Annotated in this window: 15 protein-coding genes; 2 read left to right on the top strand and 13 right to left on the bottom strand. The window is 65.8% G+C overall.

What is annotated here, in order from left to right; translation table 11 throughout:
• Positions 1 to 22: 22 nt before the first annotated feature.
• From ACYVGQ_RS07395 to ACYVGQ_RS07365, 7 genes are all read right to left on the bottom strand, one after another.
• Entirely contained in the window at positions 23 to 1258 is a 1236-nt protein-coding gene (locus ACYVGQ_RS07395; protein ID WP_460783963.1) for an FAD-dependent monooxygenase, read from the bottom strand.
• A complete protein-coding gene (locus tag ACYVGQ_RS07390; protein ID WP_460783962.1) occupies positions 1255 to 2088 on the bottom strand; it encodes an alpha/beta fold hydrolase in 834 nt (277 codons plus the stop codon). Before ACYVGQ_RS07390 ends, ACYVGQ_RS07395 begins: the two co-directional genes overlap by 4 nt.
• The gene (locus tag ACYVGQ_RS07385) at positions 2085 to 3932 is read right to left on the bottom strand and encodes a dipeptide ABC transporter ATP-binding protein (RefSeq protein ID WP_460783961.1); all 1848 of its coding nucleotides are present in this window, start codon (positions 3930 to 3932) and stop codon (positions 2085 to 2087) included. The genes ACYVGQ_RS07390 and ACYVGQ_RS07385 overlap by 4 nt, the downstream gene beginning before the upstream one ends.
• Entirely contained in the window at positions 3929 to 4783 is an 855-nt protein-coding gene (locus tag ACYVGQ_RS07380) for an ABC transporter permease (protein WP_460783960.1), read from the bottom strand. Before ACYVGQ_RS07380 ends, ACYVGQ_RS07385 begins: the two co-directional genes overlap by 4 nt.
• Positions 4780 to 5787, bottom strand: a complete 1008-nt coding sequence (locus ACYVGQ_RS07375) for an ABC transporter permease (protein ID WP_460783959.1) — start codon at positions 5785 to 5787, stop codon at positions 4780 to 4782. The genes ACYVGQ_RS07380 and ACYVGQ_RS07375 overlap by 4 nt, the downstream gene beginning before the upstream one ends.
• On the bottom strand, positions 5784 to 7364 hold the full coding sequence (locus ACYVGQ_RS07370) for an ABC transporter substrate-binding protein (protein ID WP_460783958.1): 1581 nt from the start codon (positions 7362 to 7364) through the stop codon (positions 5784 to 5786). Before ACYVGQ_RS07370 ends, ACYVGQ_RS07375 begins: the two co-directional genes overlap by 4 nt.
• A 103-nt stretch (positions 7365 to 7467) precedes the next feature.
• Positions 7468 to 9255 (bottom strand): gamma-glutamyltransferase family protein, encoded by a 1788-nt coding sequence (locus ACYVGQ_RS07365; RefSeq protein ID WP_460783957.1) that lies wholly within the window; start codon positions 9253 to 9255, stop codon positions 7468 to 7470.
• Between the two features lie 149 nt (positions 9256 to 9404).
• Between ACYVGQ_RS07365 and ACYVGQ_RS07360 the strand changes: the two genes are divergently transcribed.
• The gene (locus ACYVGQ_RS07360) at positions 9405 to 10157 is read left to right on the top strand and encodes a GntR family transcriptional regulator (RefSeq protein WP_460783956.1); all 753 of its coding nucleotides are present in this window, start codon (positions 9405 to 9407) and stop codon (positions 10155 to 10157) included.
• A 776-nt stretch (positions 10158 to 10933) separates the two neighbouring features.
• Here ACYVGQ_RS07360 and ACYVGQ_RS07355 read toward each other — a convergent pair.
• Positions 10934 to 11146, bottom strand: a complete 213-nt coding sequence (locus ACYVGQ_RS07355; protein WP_460783955.1) for a hypothetical protein — start codon at positions 11144 to 11146, stop codon at positions 10934 to 10936.
• A complete protein-coding gene (locus tag ACYVGQ_RS07350; protein WP_460784824.1) occupies positions 11143 to 12981 on the bottom strand; it encodes a glycoside hydrolase family 2 protein in 1839 nt (612 codons plus the stop codon). Before ACYVGQ_RS07350 ends, ACYVGQ_RS07355 begins: the two co-directional genes overlap by 4 nt.
• Before the next feature lie 121 nt (positions 12982 to 13102).
• On the opposite strand from ACYVGQ_RS07350, the gene ACYVGQ_RS07345 reads away from it, so the two are divergent.
• On the top strand, positions 13103 to 14101 hold the full coding sequence (locus ACYVGQ_RS07345; RefSeq protein WP_460783954.1) for a LacI family DNA-binding transcriptional regulator: 999 nt from the start codon (positions 13103 to 13105) through the stop codon (positions 14099 to 14101).
• 5 nt (positions 14102 to 14106) lie between these two features.
• On the opposite strand, the gene ACYVGQ_RS07340 is transcribed toward ACYVGQ_RS07345, so the two are convergent.
• The 4 genes from ACYVGQ_RS07340 to ACYVGQ_RS07325 form a co-directional block, all read right to left on the bottom strand.
• Positions 14107 to 14937, bottom strand: coding sequence for an ATP-binding cassette domain-containing protein (locus ACYVGQ_RS07340; RefSeq protein WP_460783953.1), 831 nt, complete (start codon positions 14935 to 14937; stop codon positions 14107 to 14109).
• Entirely contained in the window at positions 14930 to 16750 is a 1821-nt protein-coding gene (locus tag ACYVGQ_RS07335; RefSeq protein ID WP_460783952.1) for an ATP-binding cassette domain-containing protein, read from the bottom strand. Before ACYVGQ_RS07335 ends, ACYVGQ_RS07340 begins: the two co-directional genes overlap by 8 nt.
• Positions 16747 to 17691: an ABC transporter permease gene (locus tag ACYVGQ_RS07330; RefSeq protein ID WP_460783951.1), complete on the bottom strand. Its 945-nt coding sequence runs from the start codon at positions 17689 to 17691 to the stop codon at positions 16747 to 16749. Before ACYVGQ_RS07330 ends, ACYVGQ_RS07335 begins: the two co-directional genes overlap by 4 nt.
• 119 nt (positions 17692 to 17810) lie before the next feature.
• Positions 17811 to 19325 (bottom strand): ABC transporter substrate-binding protein, encoded by a 1515-nt coding sequence (locus ACYVGQ_RS07325; protein ID WP_460783950.1) that lies wholly within the window; start codon positions 19323 to 19325, stop codon positions 17811 to 17813.
• Positions 19326 to 19356 lie beyond the last annotated feature (31 nt).

Genomic DNA, 19356 nt, shown 5'->3' with positions numbered 1-19356 from the left:
TTTCGGCTGGGGTCGTCCGTCGTCAGGCGTGGGCGTCGGCGGTTCGACGCAGCCCGTACCCTTCGATCGACAGGTCGTTGGATGCTTCGCGCACCTGACCGCCGAGGAATCTGAGCAGGCCCAGCCTCTTCATCCACGGCAGGAGGCGGAACAGGCGGTTGCGTTTCCTGAGCAGCTTGGCGGTGCGGGGCAGCACGACCGAGCCGCTGCGCATGGCGAGCGCCTGGTTCTTCCGGATGAACTCGCGGAGGCGGTTCTCGTAGACGGTGAAGGCCTCGGCCGGATCATCGTGCGCCGCCAGCTCGCTCGCCAGCACGTAGGCGCCGATGATCGCGATGCTCGTCCCCTGTCCTGACAGGAACGCCGGCGCGAACGCCGAGTCACCCACGAGCACCACCCTCCCGCTGTGCCAGGTGTCCATCCGGATCTGGCTCACGGTGTCGAAGTACAGGTCGTCGGTGGTTCTGACCGCTCCGACCACGCGGGGGACGACCCAGCCGTCCTGGGCATACGCCTGACCGACCGCCGTCGCGACCGACTCGATGTCTGACACGTCGACGGAGCCTGGATCGTCGGTGACGAAGGCGATGAATGCCTGGTTGCCCCCGTCGGGCTCGGCTGCGACGGAGATCATCCGGCCGGGTTGGTTCCACATGAAGTTCGTGAGCTCGGGCGAGACATCCGCGGGCAGCCGGTAGATGGCCACGCAGGGGCCGAGGTGCTTGATGAACTGCTTCTCGTCGCCGAAGACGAGTCGACGCGTGTTCGAATGGATGCCGTCTGCCGCGATGACGACGTCGTACGTCTCCTCCGTGCCGTCGGAGAGGACGACGGATACGGAGTCCGACCCCTGGTGCAGTTGGACGATCGAGGTGTTGAACCGGTAGTCGACAGAATGCTCCGTCAGTCCGAAGAGAACGCTGGTCAGTTCGCCGCGGGGCAACTCGATGTCGTGGGTGTTCACGTTGCTGATGACGTCTCCGACATCCATCGTCACGAACGGCCGGCCCTCCCTGTTGACGATCGAGCTGGTCCGACGTTTCACTCGGCGACGATGGAGATCCTCGTGCACCCCCATCCGCTTGGCGACCTCGGCGGCTGTTCCGCGGATGTCGATGGGGTAACCGCCATTTCGGATGTGCCGGGCACGCTCGACGATCGTGACGTCCCATCCTGCCTGGGTGAGCCAAAACGCGGTGACGGGTCCCGCAACGCTCGCCCCGGAGATGAGGGCCCTACGCGGTGCTTTCGTGTTCATGCTGTTCCGTTCGGTTCTGTATCGGGGGTGGTTGCTGCGGACGTGGTCGAGAAGATGAAGCTGCGGACGTGGCCGGCCACGACATCCGGGAACTCCGTCCCGATCCCATGGCGACCTCCCTCGATCACTTCCAGGTGCGCATCGCGCAGGGCGCCTCTCATGAGCTCGGCTCCGGAGAGGGGCGTGATCGGGTCGTCGCTGCCGTGGATGAGCAGCACTCGCGCGGTCACCTCTCCGAGACGCTCGACGGTCTCGTGCTCGGGCATGACCGCGAATCGCCGCGCCGACTGCTCAGCGGTGCGGCGGGCGAGCACGCGCCGCCCGCGCGCGGCCAGCTCGGGGTCCCGATCCCGGCCGGCGGGCGAGAGCAGCGCGTCGACCATCGCGAGACGGCGCTCATCCTCGCTCAGCCGCACGAGAGGCGCGGTCGATTCGGCGAGAAGGGCCGCACTCGGAGTCGTGGCGACCAGGATGAGGCCGTCCACCGCCTCGGGGTGGTTGAGAGCGACGTGCTGGGCGATCATCCCGCCGAACGAGGTGCCGAGCAGGGTCGCCTTCTCCAGTCCCAGTGCATGGATGAGGCCGACGACGTCTTCCGCGAGGTCGGCGAGGGAGTACGGGCCGTCCGGGCCGAACGTGTCACCGGTGTCGCGCTGATCGTACGAGATGGCCCGGATGTCCGCTCCGAGGTGTTCTCGAAGGCCGGTGAATTGGAATCGGTCGCTTTCTGCCCCGTGAATCAGGATGAGTGGGCTTCCAGCCCCCGACTCGAGGTAGGCGACGGTCAGTGCGCCGACCTCTGCCGTGTGGCTGTGTTCTTGAACGGTCACTTCATGCTGCTTTCCTTGAGAGTGGGCACCGACTGGAGTAGGCGCCGTGTGTAGGGATGCTCGGGTTGGTCGAGGACGCGGCCGGTGGGGCCGCTCTCGACGACCTCGCCGTCCTTGAGCACGTAGACCCTGTCTGTGATCTGTCGGACGACGGCGAGATCGTGGGTGATGAAGACGTATCCCAGGCCGAGCTCCGACTGAAGGCGGCGCAGCAGGTTGAGTATGTGAGCCTGCACGGAGACGTCGAGCGCCGACACGACTTCATCGCAGACGACCACGTCGGGCTTCCGCGCCAGGGCACGGGCGATGGCGACTCGCTGGCGTTCGCCGCCCGACAGCTGTGTCGGCAGGCGGTTCACGTAGGTCGGCGGAAGTCCGACCAGCTCCAGCAGTTCGCCCGCTCGCGCGCCCAGATTGCGGGGGTCGACCATCCGGAGCGAGTCCCGCAGCGTGGAGCCGATCTTGCGATGCGGGTTGAGGGTGGAGAAGGGATCCTGGAACACCATCTGCACGGTCGAGCGGACGTCACCCCATGCCTCTTTACCCATCTTCGCGCCGAGATCGATCCCGCCGACGGACACCAGGCCGGAGGTGGGCGTGGTGAGACCGACGAGCATCCGCGCGGTCGTCGTCTTGCCCGACCCCGATTCCCCCACCAGGCCGACGCTCTCGCCGCGGTGGATCTCGATGGTAGCGCCCACGACGGCGACCTTCGGCCCGAACTCACGTCGGGCGTCGCGAGTGAAGATGACGGGCTCCTCAGTCTGTGGAGGCGGTTCGACCGCCGTGACCGTCTCCGCACGGCGCGTGTCGAGCGCGGCGATCTCTCCGGCGATCTCAGCGGTTCGGATGCATCTGCTGCGATGATCCGACCCGTCCACGGGAAGCAGGTCGATCGGTGCGGCGCGGCACGCTTCCGTCACCCATTCGCAGCGCTCGGCGAAATGACACCCGACCGGTCGATTCCCGGGCGCGGGTACGGAACCGGGGATGTTCGCCAGCGTGGCGACGCGCCGGTCCAAAGGCGGGTCCGCCAGGAGGAGATTGGCGGTGTACGGGTGGGAGGGGCTGGCGAGGATGACCGGGGCGGCAGCGGTTTCGACGACTTCGCCGGCGTACATCACGTAGACGCGATCGCACACGGAGAAGGCGACGCGCAGATCGTGCGTGATGAGGATGAGGCCGAGTCTATGAGAGTCGCGCAAGCGTTTGAGCAGCTCGAGGATCTCCTTCTGCGTGGTGACGTCGAGCGCGGTGGTGGGTTCGTCCGCGATGAGCACCTTGGGATTCTTGGCGATGGCCGCTGCGATTCCCACTCTCTGCAGCATCCCCCCGCTCAGCTCGAAGGGGTAGCGCTTGGCGACGGCCGGGTCGGAGATGCCCACCTCGGCGAGGCGGCGCACGGCCTCCGCCTGCCGGACGGCGCCGCGCAGTGGTCTTCCGGCGGCATTGGTCAGTCCGGCGGTCACCTGCTCCCCGCACCGCACCATGGGATTGAGCATGGTGAAGGGGTCCTGCATCACCAGCGCGATGTCGGATCCCCGCATGCGCTGCTTGCTGGCGGTGCTCATCCGATCAACGCGGTTTCCGGTGACGGTCACCGCGCCTGTGACGGTGAGCCCGTGCGGCAGCAGGTCGAGGATGGCCTTCGCGGTGATCGACTTGCCGCTGCCCGACTCTCCGACGATCGCGACGGCCTCACCGGGGTTGACGTTGAAGCTCACTGAATCGGTGATCTGCACCGCGGTGCCGCTGCGCTTCATGGTGACGTTGAGATCGTCGACGATCAGCGCCCTCGTGTCCTCGTATCCGCTTGCGCCTGTCGGGTCGGTAATTGCGGTCATCGCTGTCGGCTCGCTTTCTCGAAGCGGTTGAATGTCCAGTCGCCGACGATGTTCGCCGAGACGGCGAGCGCCACGATGCAGATGCCGGGCGCCGCTGTCGCCCAGACGTTCGACGACAGTGCGGATCTGTTCTCGAAGAGCATCCGACCCCAGTCGGGCGAGCCCACGGGTACGCCGAGGCCGAGGAACGACAGGGACGACACCTCCACGACCCCGTAGGTGAACTGGATGAAGAGCGAGGTCACGATCAACGGCGTCAGGGCGGGGATGAGCTGAGTGAAGACGATCCGGATCTTCGACAGCCCCACCGTGCGCGCCGCCTCCATGTAAGGCAGCCGCACCCGCTCGAGCACCGCCGCTCGGAGGACTCGGACGTTGGTGGGGATCCCGAAGATGAGCAGGATGACCAACGCCATGACGAATCCGCCTCCGGTCACGCCGACGACGACGATCGCGACGATCAGGGAGGGGATGGAGTAGAGCACGTCGATGATCCGGCTGATGAGATCATCGACGCGGCCGCCGACGAAGCCCGCCAGGATCGCCAGCACCACGCTCAGGGTGACCGAGCCGGCAGCCAGCGCCAAGGGCGCGAGGAACGCGGTGCGAGCTCCCGCTATCACGCGGGAGAAGACGTCGCGGCCCAGTTGGTCCGTGCCGAGCAGGTGCGTGGGATTGGGTCCTTGCAGGGACTCCGCGGGTGAGATGAGAGCCGGGTCGTAGGGCCCCAGCTGCGGGGCGAGCACCATGACCATCACACCGAGCAGGACGATTCCTGCGAGGGCGACCACGAAAGGCAGTCGTGTGGCGATGCGCAGGCCGCGCACCGCGCCGGTCGCGAGAGTCGTCATGAGGGCACCGATATTCCTTGTCGAATACGGGGATCGACCGCGTAGTTGAGCACATCGACCACGAGGTTCACCAGCACGACGGCGATGGCGATCAGCAGTGTGACCCCCTGCACCAGCGGGATGTCTCGATTGTTGATGGCGGTGATCAGGAGGGATCCGATTCCGGAGAGACCGAACAGCTGCTCCACGAGCACCAGACCGCTGATGAGGGTCACCAGGAGCGCCCCCGAGAAGGTGATGAGGTGCACGGCGGAGTTCTTGATGAAGACCTGTCGGATGAGGTAGCTCCGGGACAGCCCCCGAGCGCGGGCGAACGTGAGCTGGTCCTCTTCGAGGATCTGCGCCATTCGCACTCGCGTGAATTTCGTGGTGGAGGCCAGGAGCACGATGGTGATCGTGAGGGCGGGGAGGATCAGGTGGACGATGGTGTCCAGTCCGCCGTCCCCGCCGCCGAGAACGGGGAGCCAGTGCAGTTGGATGCCGAACACGTAGGTCAGGAGCATCCCGGTGACGAACGCCGGCGACGAGGCACCGAGCACGGTGAACCCGACGATGATGCGGTCGAGGACTCCGCCGCGGCTTCGAGCCGACTGGTACCCGAGGATCGCCCCGACCACGGTCGCGAGTACCCAGCTGATGAGCAGCAGCGGGATCGTCACGTTCAGCGCGGCCCGGGTGATGACGGTCACGACGGGTTCGCGCAGCGAGTAGGACTGGCCGAGATCCAGGGACACGACCGAGCGCAGGTAGGTGAAGTACTGCAGGGGCAGCGGGTCGTCGAGGTGGTAGGCCGCACGGATCGCTGCAAGCTGCTCCGGACTGGCCTCGCGCCCGCCGATCGCCTGTTCGGGGCTTCCCGGAGAGGCGTGGACGAAGCCGAAGATGATGATGGTGACGATCAGGAGCACCAGCAGCGCACCGAGCAGTCTACTCAGCAGGAGCACCAGCGCCCGGGGGACGGCTCCGCGGGCGCGTGCCCGCGGAGCAACGACGAGTGTGCTCATTGCTTTCCGAGTCCGTCGGTGAGGCGGGTCAGCCACCAGAAGGACTCGAAGCCGTCGATGGTCACCCCGTTCCCAGAGAAGGCGTAGGCGTCCGGGAACGCGATGGGGATGAACGTCATCGTCGAGTGTGTCTGGGTGAGCATGTCGATGAACACCTGCTGGCGGTTGGGATCGTCGACCGCCATCGCGTAGTACTCGGAGAGCGATGCGGAGACTGCGGCATCCTCGAACTGCGCGACGTTGCCGATGCTTCCCGGCGTCAGCATTGCCCGCGGGATGTTCGCGGGCTCCGGCGAACCCGCGCTCCAGGCGTCGACGATGAGCCCGTCTGTGCTGTGCTCGCGGTTGACCGCCGTGGCATAGGTGTTGTCATCGAAGGATGCCACCGTCGCGGTGATGTTGATCGCCGCAAGCTGCTGCGCGATGATCTGCGCCACGAGCGCCTGGCTGGGATCGCTCGACTGAACGGGAATCTCGATGGTGAAGCCGTCCGGTGCGCTCGACTTCTCCATCTCAGCCTTCGCGACGTCCACGTCGAACTCGAAGTCCTCAGCGAAGCCGGAGAGAGCTTCCTCGGCAGGGCCCGGTTCGCCGAGCGCCGAGAGCGCACCGTCCGTCACGAAGCTGTTCGCCAAGGTTGCTTTTCCACCGAAGGCTCCCTGGATGAGGGCATCCCGATCGATCGCGTGTGCGATGGCGGTACGCACGTGAATGTCGTCGAAGGGCGCCTTGGTGGTGTCGAAGTTCACCTTGTAGACGCCGAGGTCGGGTGCGGTGACGCCGGTGAAGCCGTCCAATGCCTCGAAGGCGGACAGCTGCGGCAGCGGGGCACCGAGGATGCCGTCCACCTGGCCCGACTGCAGCGCAAGGAGGCGGCTGGAGTCGTCCTTCGCCTGCTCGAACGTGAGTTTCTCCACCGTCGGCGCCGTACCCCAGTAGTCCGGATTGGCGACCATCGTGACGGAGCTCATCGCGGTGAACTTGTCGAAGGTGAAGGGGCCGGTGCCGATGTTCGGGACGTCGGGGGTACCCACCTGGTCACCGCTCTCCTCGTAGACCGCCTGACTGACGATGCCGGTTTTGGAGACGGTGAACGGGAACTCCGGATCCGGTGCGGCGAGGGTCACCTGCACCTGGTCGTCGCCCACCACCGAAACGTCGGTGACGCCGGTCCAGTAGCGGGCCATGTACGACGTGGTGTCCTCTGCCATGTGCAACTCGAACGAGAACTTGACGTCGGCGGGGGTCAGCTCGGTGCCGTCGGAGAAGGAGACGTCGGGACGGATCGTGTAGATGTAGGTGCTCGGATCGGGCTGCTCGACCTCGGTGGCCAGAGCAGGCTCGAACGTTCCGTCGGCCTTGTACACCTCGAGCGGCTCCGTCACGAGGAGCTGCATGGAGAGGAGAGTCGATGACGTCTGGCGGGTATCCCAGGAGTTCGCCATCACGGGTACGAGCAGGGTGACTTCGTCGTCCGCTGCTTCGCCCGCTGCCTGAGCACACCCGGCGAGCAGTAGCGGAGCGGCGATCGTGAGAGCGGCCAGGCAGGCGAGCCGCCGTCGTGTGGTCAAGTGCATGTGCTGACCTTTCGGTTAGGTGCAGTAAATGTGGATGCAAGAAAAAGACTAATTGCATCCAATCACAGAGGGTGAATTTGAAACATACTGTTTACTTCGGGCCTCATCGCCCGACGGCATACCCCTGTGCTCCGCGGGGGTTGGCCGCCGCGGACAGCATTCCGGTCGACGGGTCTCGCGAGACGGCTGACAGTCGTCCGAGCGACCAGTCCCCGGAGCAGGCGATCACGTGCCCGCGCCGGCGGAGGTCATCGATCACGCCTGCGCCCAGCCGGTCTTCGACGGTGGCGCCGCCGGGCACCCATTGCCGCGGCCAGAAGCTCTGGGGAAAGCTGGTGGAGTTGAACGCTGGAGCTTCGATGGCCTCCTGGGGTGTCCTGCCTCCTGCGAGGAGGCGTACGAGGTAGACGGCCTGCCATTGGTCCTGCTGATCTCCACCGGGCGTCCCCAACGCGCTCACCACGGCTCCGTCACGGACGAGAAGCGTCGGCGTCAGGGTGGTCCTCGGCCTGTTTCCCGGCACGAGAGCCGAGGGGCTTCCGGGATCGAGCCAGGTCATCTGCAGTCTGGTCCCCAGTGCGAACCCGAGGGTGGGAATGGTCGGAGAGGACTGTAGCCATCCGCCGGACGGCGTCGCGGAGATCGCGTTGCCCCATCGGTCGATGATGTCGATGTGGCAGGTATCGCCGTTGGTGACGCCGGACACGCTGACCGTGGGCTCCCCGGTGGTCGGGTGGGAGTCGTCGCCCTCCGCCTCACGCAATGGCGGCAGGAACGGCGCCGACTCCGCGGTGGGCGCTCCCGGGCGCATCCGGAGAGATGCCGAATCGCCGATGAGTCTTCGTCGTGCGGATCCGTAGCTGGGCGAGATCAACGTCTGGAGGACCGTGTCGTCGAGGTCCTCGCCGTAGTAGGCGTCCCGGTCGGCGAAGGCGAGTTTCAGCGCTTCGAGCACGCGGTGCACGCCGTCGCTGGTATCGAGATCGAGTTCCTCGTTCGAGTACCCGTCCAGGATCGCCATCGTCTGCAACAGGACCGGACCTTGGCTCCAGGCGCCGGCCTTGACGATCTCCGTGCCCCGGAACGCTCCCCGTACCGGTGTTTCGTACGTTGCACGGAAAGCCTCCAGGTCGTCCTTGCGGAGAACCCCATGGTGGTCGGTCCCCGTGGAGTGACGGTGAGGAGTGTGAGTGATGAAGTCATCGATCGCGTCGGCGACGAAGCCGTGACTCCAGGCTCGGCGCGCGGCGTCGATTCTGTCGACACGGCTTGCTCCGACGGACTCGTGGCACAGTCGGGTCAGTGTCTCTGCATAGGCGGGGTTGTAGATCACCTCGCCCGGTTCTGGCGCTCGCCCTCCACTCAGCCACAGTTCCGCCGAGGTCGTCCAATGATCCCGGAACATCCCCGCGACAGTGGCGATCGTCGACGCAGCCTTCGCAAGGATCTGGTGCCCCTCGCGCGCATAGAAGATCGCGAACGCGAGAACATCCGCCAGTTCCCACGTGCCGTGATCTCGCAGGAGGAGGAGCCACGCATCTACGGCGCCGGGAGCAGTCGCCGCCAGAGCGCCGGCTCCCGGGACCATCGTGAGTCCCTGATCGTGGAAGTGATCGATGGAGGCCCGTCGCGGCGCGGCGGCCTGGCCGACCAGAGTGCGTGGCGGCTTGCCGATCGGTGCGAAGAGAGCGACGAGATCACCGCCGGGGCCGTTGAGATGCGGCTCGACGACATGCAGGACGAAGCCTGCGGCCGCCGCGGCATCGAAAGCGTTCCCGCCACGTTCCAACACGGACTGCGCCACGGCCGAAGCAATCCAGTGCGTCGATGCGCACATCCCGAAAGAGCCCAAGAGGTCGGGACGTGCCAGGAACGGAGTAGGTGAGGCCATGTGAGATGAGACGCCTTCTGCAGATCTTGCATCAGATTCAATTAGGATTGGATGCAGTAAAGCACAATCTGGCACACTTATCGATAGTTCGGGTAGATTTCAGTTCAGACGGGCGCGTCCCACCCAAGTTCGAACGACAGGACGAGCAGATGAACAGTTCCAGCGCATTGGCTGAGGCAGCGAATATGCCGACGGGGAGAGGCGACCAGATCGAGCACTCGCGCGGCTCCGAGACTCCCTCGACGATCGATCGCATCATCACTGGACTTCAGAGCGACATCATCACTGGGGCGATCCCGATCGGCACGTGGCTGCGACATGGCGCACTTGCGGAGAGGTTCTCCGTAAGTCGGACCCCTGTCCGGGAGGCCTTGCGGGTGCTGGCTGCACAGGGAGTCGTGACCATAGTCCCCAACCGTGGTGCTCGCGTAAACGGCCTGTCAGGGCGTGACATTCGAGAACTGGGAGAGGTGAGAGCTCAACTGCAGGGCCTTGCTGCAGGCCTTGCCGCTCAGCGCGTGACAGATGAGCAGCTGGATGTCATCAGTCACACCTGGGACGATTTTCGGGATGCCCTCGAAGATCCCGATCGGCGCGACCAGTTGGGCGCCCTCTGGGCAGACGCGAACGAGACCTTCCACGCGGTGATCGTCAGCGCTGCCGACAACCATCAGCTCTCGCTCACCCTCAATGACCTTCATCACCGAATGCCGCGGAATCTCTCTTTCGGCGCCTACGAAGGCAAGAGCCATCTCCTGCGCCGGAACCTCGAAGAGCATGCCGAGATAGCTCGAGCTCTCGCGGACCATGATCCGGTGAGAGCCAATGCCCTCATGATCGCGCACTTCAAGGACGCCAACCAGGCCACCGCCTTGTGGGTAGAGATGCGCATCGAAGGTTGAGTCCTCGTCTCCGACAGCAGATGTAAACGTCGAGTGCGGTGCCGATGACCCCGCACAAGCAGTGGCGGACTGGATCAAGCCGCAGCGCGGCGCCAAGACGAACGTCGGGCTTCGGCCGCCCCGGAGAGGCGATCCGTACCGGCAACATTCGCGGGGAATCAGCGCCAGGCGAGTCTCCGATTGCAGCGCTTCGAGAGCGTGAAGATACAGCTCGGTGGTGGTCACGCTCTTGTGGCCGAGAGCGCGGCGCACCCAGTCCAACGGCTCTCCGAGAACTTGCATGTGCTGGGTGCGCTGGTGTCCCGACCAAAGCGGACAGGGCCTCGATATGGCCGCGTTGCAGTTGCTCGAGAGTGAGCACGGCGAACGTATGCCGCAGAAGGTACGGGTGAGATCGCAACGTCACATCGTATGTTCGCCTGCCTGAACACGTTCCTCCACGTTTGTAACCGATCGTGTGCTTGTGCGCAAGCCATCGGGCAACGTCGTGGTCACCCGTCTAGACCGCAGGTCGAGTACGGCCCATTGGGTGCTCACATTTGCCTCGGCGACGTGCTGCGTCGACGATTGCGCGGCGATCGATGTCCACAAAGGCCGCGATCCAGCCGCAGTGTCGCGTTCCGGGGTTCGAGACCCGCCAGAGGCATGCCCTCCGCACGCCAGAACAGTCCCTCCGCCTGAAATTCCGGCTGACCGGCGGGGAACCCGAGATCCACCTGCACGTCGAGGTCGGCGCCGGCCGGCCAGTGGGCGGAGATCTCTCCGCTCAGGCGCAGTCAGGTGGTACTCCACGGCAGTCCCCAATGCTGTCCGAGTTCCAGCGGAGCGTAGGTCTGGGCCGCCGCGTCTGCGAAGGGCACGGGCTCGCCCGGCGCCTCCCATGCGGCCACCGCGAGGCTCTCGTGCACCGCCGTGAGCGCGGGCACGATGACGTCGCGGTACACCCGGGCGATGCGCCGATCGACGATAAGGTCGCTGGCGTCGATCACGCGCGCGGCCCTTCTGATCCACCGCGACTCTCGTACGCCGCGGACGCGGTCTGCACGGCCCTGATGCGCTCGATATCGAACTTCGGGTTGCGCTCGAAGTCGTAGATGCCGTTCTCCTCCTGGAACGTGTCGGTGAGCTGCGTGTAGCAGTATCCGAACATGTCGGGGTTCTCCAGCAGAACACGAGTGAGACCCTCGTACCGAGCGTGCCAGTCATCCAGACTCCTCACACGCTCTCCGTATCCCCACGACGTATCGCGATTCGGGTCGTCCGCCGACATCTGGGCTTCGGCGATACGGTCCGGATTCCACCAGATGCCTCCGTACTCGGACACGAAGTACGGCTGTCCCGCATAGGGCAGTGAGATCGTGTCGTCGTACTCGAGGTTGACGTGCGGCTCACCGGTGGCGAGGCCGGCCTGTTCCCGACGGAAGGCATCGGGGTCCTGCTCGTACGAGTGAGAGTCGTAGACATCGACGCCGCGCACTCTGTGGGAGTACCCGGACGCGTCGATCACAGGGCGAGTGGGGTCGGCCGCCTTCGTGGCGAGATACATGCCATGGGTGACGTCGTCGAGCTGGGTGATGCGATCGTCCAGCCTCTGGTGCGTTTCGTTGAGCGGGCACCAGCCGATGATCGACGGGTGGTTGCGGTCTCGTAGGAGCACCTCGAGCCACTGGGTGATGAAGGATGCCGTGGGTTGCTGGTTGTCACCGCGAGGGCCGAGGCCTGAGACGCCCCAGTCGCCGAACTCGCCCCAGACGAGATAGCCGAGACGGTCGGCATGGTAGTAGAAGCGCTCCTCGAACACCTTCTGGTGCAGTCGTGCGCCGTTGAAGCCCGCGGCCATCGACAACTCGATGTCGCGTTGCAGCGCCGCATCGTCGGGTGCCGTCATCAGGGTCTCGGGCCAGTACCCCTGGTCGAGCACGAGTCGTTGGAAGACGGGCTCGCCGTTGATCAGGATGCGATTGCCGTCGATCGCGATCGAGCGCAGCCCGGCATAGGACTCGACCTCGTCCAGCATCCGGCCGTCGCGAGTCAGCCGCAGCGTCAGGCTGTACAGGTGCGGATCCTCGGGTCCCCACAGACGCACGCGGTCGTCGGGGATGTGCAACGTCATGCGGGGAGCCAACTCGTCTCCCACGACCGACTGAGTGACGACCGTGCCGTGCTCGTCATGCAGCGTCGCCTCGAGCACCGTGCCTGCCGCGGCCGGGGTCAGTTCGGCTGTGATGAGAAAGCTCGAATCGGCGAGTTGAGGCGTCACCAAGATCCTCCTCACGTGCCCCGGGTCGACAGCTTCCATCCAGACCGTCTGCCAGATACCGGTCGTACGGGTGTAATTGGCGGCGGTGTTGCGGAACCATGTCGACTGCTTTCCGCGCGCCTGCGGCGCGGTGGGGGTGTCGCGAGCACGAACGACGATCGTGACGGTCTCGCCCGGTGAGGCCACGCCCGCGAGCGACGCGGTGAACGACGAGAATCCGCCTCGGTGACGAGCGACCTCCACGTCGTCGACCCATACCGTCGCGTCGTGATCGACGGCGCCGAAGTGGAGGAGAATCTCACGGCCTTCCCACGATGCGGGGATGTCGACCTCGCGGCGATACCAGACGGCGTGCAGGAAGTCGACGTCGCCGACGCGTGACGCCGTCGACTCAGGCGCGAAGGGCACGAGAATGCTGCCAGCGAGTTCGCTGGTGCGCAGGTCACGGTCGATCCCGGAATCCCCTCGATCGATCTCGAAGCCCCATTCGCCGTTGAGGTTCAACCAGTCGGGTCGAAAGAACTGCGGTCGCGGGTGCTCCGGACGGGGCATGGTGATCGACATTGCGTCATCTCTGGATGTGCGTGAAGTGGTCGTCGGCAAGATTTGCTTCGATGCAAACGACATCACGGTAATGCAGATCTTGCCTCGATGCAACTGGTAACGTGGCGTGAGGAGGACTCGCATGGGCACACGCAGAGAGGTGGCGGAAGCCGCTCAGGTGTCGCTTCGCACGGTCAGCAACGTCGTCAACGGGTTCGCGCACGTCGCCGAGCCGACGCGTGCGCGCGTGCTGCAGGCGATCGCGGACCTCGACTATCGCCCGAGCGAGATCGCGCGCAGCCTCAAGCGAGGCAGATCCGGACTCGTCGGACTGGTGCTGCCCGAGCTGGATACGCCCTACTTCGCCGAACTCACCCGCGCCTTCGTCGAGGAAGGAGCACGACGAGGGATGACGGTGGTCATCGATCAGACAGACGGAGACATCGAACGCGAGCGGTATCTGATCGATCGCACGGTGGCCGGCTCGCTCTTCGACGCTCTCGTCATCAGCCCTCTCGCACTCGCCCCCGACGACCTCGCCGCCGTCGACCCCGCACGCCCGATCATCTTCCTCGGCGAGAATTCCTTGCCGCGGTTCGACCGGATCGCCATCGACAACGTCGCCGCGGCGCGAGACGCGGTGACGCATCTCGCGACAGCGGGGCGTCGACGCATCGCGGCCATCGGAGCGCAGGCATCCCCGTATGCGTCCAGCGAGCTCCGTCTCCGCGGCTATCGAGAGGCTCTCATGGCTGCGGGGCTTGGCCACGCAGGTCTCGTCGAGGAGGTCCTCCAGTTCCGTCGGGCGGACGGTGCCGACGCGATGGAGCGGCTGCTCGCACGAAGCGAGCGCCCGGACGCGGTCTTCTGCTTCTCGGATCTTCTCGCGCTCGGCGCGCACCGCGCATTACACCTGCACGGTCTGCGCATCCCGACCGATATCGCCGTCGTCGGTTTCGACGATATCGAGGACGGCGCCTACGCGACCCCGTCTCTCACCACGATCAGGCCGGATCGGAGCTTCATCGCGCGAACGGCGCTCGACCGGATCGAGGCGAGGCTCGGTGGTACAGCGCCCGCCGCCGCACTGATCACCGCGCCGCACGAGCTCGTCATCCGCGAGAGCAGCGGCTCGGACTGAGGATTTCAGCCCCACGGCGCAGATTGCGCGAGGCTCCGTCGCAGTGCCCGCCGCTCGGCCTGCGCGTGCGGATCGGCGACGAGATTCGCTGCCCAGAGACGCCGGGTGTACGGGTGCTCCGGATGCTCCGTGACCTGGGTCGCGCGTCCGGTCTCGACGATCCGCCCCTCGCTCATGACGGCCACGCGGTGCGAGATGTGACGCACGACGGCGAGATCGTGGGAGATGAACAGATACGCCACGCCGGTGCGCTCCTGGATCTCGAACAGAAGGTCGAGCACCTTCAGCTGCGTCGACAGATCCAACGCAGACACGGGTTCGTCGCACACCACGAGCTTTGGGTTCAGAGCGAGAGCGCGCGCGATCGCCACGCGCTGACGCTGACCACCGGAGAAGTCACGCGAATAGCGGTCGAGCGCGTTGGCGGGCATCGCGACTCGATCGAGCAGCTCTCGCACACGCGATCGTGCCTCCTTCGCCCTGACGCCCTGCGCGATGAGCGGCTCGGTCAGGATGTTGCGGATCGTCATCGCCGGATTGAGCGAGGTGTAGGGGTCTTGGAAGACCACCTGCAGATCCCGGGCGATCCTTCGCCGCGCACGCGCGTTCGCGTGCGTGATGTCCTCACCCAGGAAGGTGACGTTCCCCCCGGCCACAGGCGCGAGGCCGAGCACCGCCCGGCCGAGAGTCGTCTTGCCGGACCCCGACTCGCCGACGAGCCCGAGAGTCTCCCCCGCCGCGATGTGGAGGTCCACATCGTGCAGCACCTTCTTCGCCGAGCGGCGGCGACCGTACACGACCTCGAGTCCTGCCACGTCCAGCACACGATCAACCATGGTCTTCCACCTCCGCGTTCTCGATGTCAGCTCGAGGTTCCGCCTCGTCGAGAAGCGAACCGACCAGCATCCGCGTGTACTCGTGCGTAGGCCTCAGCAGCACGTCGTCCACGCCCCCCGACTCGACGATCTCCCCCTGCCTCATCACGATCACGCGATCGCAGATGTCGGCGACGACACCGAGATTGTGCGTGACGATGAGAACACCCATCCGGAACTCCTGCTGCAGATCCCGGAGCAGATCGAGGACCTCTGCCTGGATGGTGACGTCGAGGGCCGTGGTCGGCTCGTCGGCGATGAGCAGCTTCGGCTTGCACGCGATCGCCCCTGCGATGAGCACGCGCTGCGCCATACCTCCCGAGATCTCGTGCGGATAGGCGCGGTAGGTGCGCTCAGGCTCTCGGATGCCCACCCTGTCGAGCATCTCCAAGGCGAGGGCACGCGCCTCTCGGTGGCCCATGCCGGTCTGAGCGCGGATGCCCTCCACGATCTGCAGGCCCACGCGGAATGAAGGATCGAGATTCGCCATCGGCTCTTGCGGAACGTAGGCCATCTCTGAACCTCGCTGTCGCGCGAGCTCCCTTTCCGGCATCCCGAGCAACTCCTCACCCTGGAGTCGGATGCTCCCACCGATCACGATGGCCTGCTCCGGCAACAGTCCGAGTGCCGCGAAGACGGTCTGAGTCTTGCCCGATCCGGATTCGCCGACGAGGCCGAGCACCTCGCCGTGATTCACGTCGAAGGAGACTCCGCGGATGACGGTCGTCAGCTGACCGCCGTGGCCGTAGCCGACTCGGAGATCGCGAACGCGCAACAGCGGTTCCGCGTGATCGGTCGTCTCGGGGTCGACCTCCGCGGCGACGTCCTCGGGTGCGCTCGGTCGGACGTCTGCCGCATCGAGCAGCCGAGCGACTGCCGCTCGGCGCGCGCTCGCGCTCGGCTTGATATAGGTGCCGTCCAGCGCGTCGCGAAGCCCGTTTCCGACCAGCACGAACGCCGCCATCGCCAGGCCGAGGGCGAGACCCGGCCAGATGAGCTGCCAGGGCGCGATGTAGTAGTTGGTGAACGCGTCGTTGAGGATGCTGCCCCAACTGGCCTCGCTGCCGTCTCCGAGTCCGAGGAAGTCCAGCCCCGCCGAGACGGCGAGCGCACCGCCGGCGAGGAACGCCGCGATGATGATGATCGGCCCGCGGATCGCGATCAGCACGTGCCGCCCCACGATCCGGAGGTTCGACAGTCCGGAGACGCGCGCGGCGTCGACATACGGCTCGCTGCGCACGTTCCTCGTCAGGCTGCGGACGAGATAGAAGATTCCGGTCGACGACAGCACACCGAGAGTCGCCATCGCGACCGGCATCGAGACATCGATGAGCGTGTAGAGCGCGATGAGAAGGATGATGCCCGGCACGGCGATCAGCACGCCGAAGATCCAGGTCGACACGGTGTCGACGATTCCTCCGAAGTAGCCGGCGATCAGACCGAAGGCGGTGCCCAGGGCGATGGCGATCGACGTCAGGATGAGCGCCGCCAGCACCGCATTGCGCGTGCCTGCGATGAGCTGCGAGAGGATGTCGCGTCCGTACTTGTCACCGCCCAGCAGGTACTCGCTCGTGAACGGCTGCGCATTCGTGAGCGCGAGCGCCACCCGGTCCGGCGGGAAGGGCATGATCACAGGCTGGAGGATGGCGACGACGACCATGATGGCGAGGACCGCCATCGACGCGATCGTCAGCGGGTTCTTCAGCAGCTGCCGGAATACGCCCGGACGGACCATCCACCCGGACGAGACGTTGACGGATGCATCGATGGTCATCGGATCCTCGCCTTCGGGTTCAGCATCCCGTTGACGATGTCGACGATCAGGTTGACCACCACGACGACGATCACCATGTACATCACCGTTCCCAGCACGATCGGTGCGTTGCCCTCTCGTCCCGCGGTCACGGAGATCGAGCCGAGACCCGGCAGAGCGAAGATGCGCTCCACGATGACCGCGCCGCCGAGCACGGCGATCACCTGCAGCGAGAGCACCGTGAGCATCGGCGGAGCGGCGTTGCGCAGCGCGTGCTTGAGCACGATGGATCTGCGTGGGATGCCACGTGAACGCAGCGTGCGGACGAAGTCCTTGTCGAGCACCTCGAGCATCGCGCCGCGCATCTGCGCCGCGACGAAGGCGACCGCGCCGAGAGCGATGGCGAACGAGGGCATGATGATCGTCGAGAACCATCCGCCGAACGACTCGTTGATCGGTATGTACCCGGTCGCGGGTACGAGCCGCAGGGTGAGGCCGAACACGATGGCCAGGATGAGGGCGAGCCAGTAACCCGGGATCGCCTGGACGACGACGGTGAGCACCTGCAGCGCGCGGTCCAGCGCTCCGCCTCGGGTGGCGGCGAGCACGCCGAGCGGAAGCCCGATGAGCACCGTGATGAGAAGGCTCATCACGACGAGGCTGAGTGTGACGGGCACCCTGCTCGCGAGGGTGTCGACCACGGCGATGCTGGAGCCGTAGGACGAGCCGAGGTCTCCTCGGAACACGTTGAGCAGCCAGTCGACGTACTGTTCGGGGAGCGGGCGGAGCAGGCCGAGGTTCTCCGCGACCTGGAGGACCTGCTCTCGGGAGGCGTTCTGCGGAAGGAAGTTGCGCGCGATCGCCTCGCCGCCGCGGGCGAAGAAGAGCCAGAACGTGAGCGCGGTGACAGCGAGGAAGACCGCGACTCCCGCTCCCACTCGCCGGAGGATGTATACCGTCACCTGTCCGACCTCATCGGGTGTTCTTCCTTGCCCACGCTCTGCACAGTCTCTCTCCGCTCCTCTTCGAACCCGTGAACCCGCGGGTCCTGCGGGCGCGAGCGCCCGCAGGACCCATTCGATCAGTTCGCCGGGGTGATCACGTCCATGGTCACCCAGTCCGAGTACTGGGGTGTGGTCACCTGAACCTCCTCGACGGATGCCCAGATCGTCGCGGGGTGCGCCCAGATGACCCACCACGCATCGTCGAACTGGAGCTTGCCGAGGGCGTCGGTCGCGGAGACGATCTCCTCCGGAGTGCCGGTGTTGATCGTCTCGAGCAGGGCGACGGCCTCGGGATCGTCGTTGTGCCACGGGTTCCAGAAGAAGTCCGGCGAAGCGACGTCCACAGCCTGGGCGAACGGCAGACCGAGGGTCGCGATCGGGAACTCTCCGCCCGAGAACGCCGGCACCCACGTGTCGTCGTTGAAGGCCTCGAACGTGACCCGGATGCCGATGTCGGCGAGGGCCTGCTTGATGTAGGCCTCCGCGTCGCCCGTGATGGGCTCGTAGGTGGGAAGCGTCAGGTCGAATCCGTCGGGGTAACCCGCATCGGCGAGCAGTTCCATCGCTCCTTCAGGGTCGTAGGCGTATGCGTCGGCATCATCCTCCTGATACCCGGGGGTGCCTTCCGCGAAGGCCTGGCTGCTCGGCTTCGCGTAGCCCGCGAAGATCGCGTCCACCATCGCCTGCCGATCGAAGGCCATGTTCATCGCCTGCCGCACCCGGACGTCGCCCAGCGGCGGCAGGATGTCGCCTCGGCGATCGCCGAGGATCATGCCTGCCGCGCTCGAGTACAGCTGGTTCAGCGTGTACCCGGCCGCCTCCGCGTCCGCGGCCGTCGCCGAGCCGATCGGAGCGACGTCGATCTGCCCGCTCTTGAGCGCGTTGACTCGCGAGGTGACGTCTTCGAGGATGCTGATCGTCACATCGTCGTAGGGGAACATCTCCGCGTCGGGGTAGTCCGGATTGCGCGTGAAGACGTGCGTCGCGCCCGACGTGGAGGCTTCCTCGTCGTAGAGGTACGGGCCGGACTCATTCGGGTTCTCGGCATACGTCTCGGGATTCTCCAGCGTGTCGACCGAGACGATCGGCATGGCCCACATCGACAGCATGACGTTCTTGTCGGCGGCCGACTGCGTGACCTCGAGCGTCAGGTCGCCGGTGACCTCGACGGACTCGATGGCCCCGAAGAAGGCGCCGTTGTCTTTGGCCCACAGGATGTTGGCCCTCACCACCTCGGCGTCGATCGGGGTGTCATCCGCGAACGTCAGGCCCTCGTTCAGCTCGATCGTGAGGACCGTGTTGCCCTCGTTGTAGGTGAGTGTCGCCGCGCGCGGGTGATATCCGCTCTCGTCCTGCGTGACCAGGAAGTCGTACACCATCGATGTCGCAAGGCGATCCTGCGACGTCGGCGCGAACGAGAACCCGGCTCCCTCGATCCCGATCCGGACGCTGGAGGTGTCGTCGGTCGGCTCGGTCGATGGCGAGCACGCGCTGAGCACGAGCGCCGTCGATACCGCAAGGGCGGCTGCGGCGAGGAGCCCGCGCCCGGAACGGCGACCCGGGCCAGTGCTGCGATGGACTGCTGTCTTCATGTGATTTCCTTCCACTTCTTCGTGATGGACA

This window comes from Microbacterium tumbae (assembly GCF_054780175.1).
This window is presented reverse-complemented; position numbering and strand designations above follow the sequence as displayed.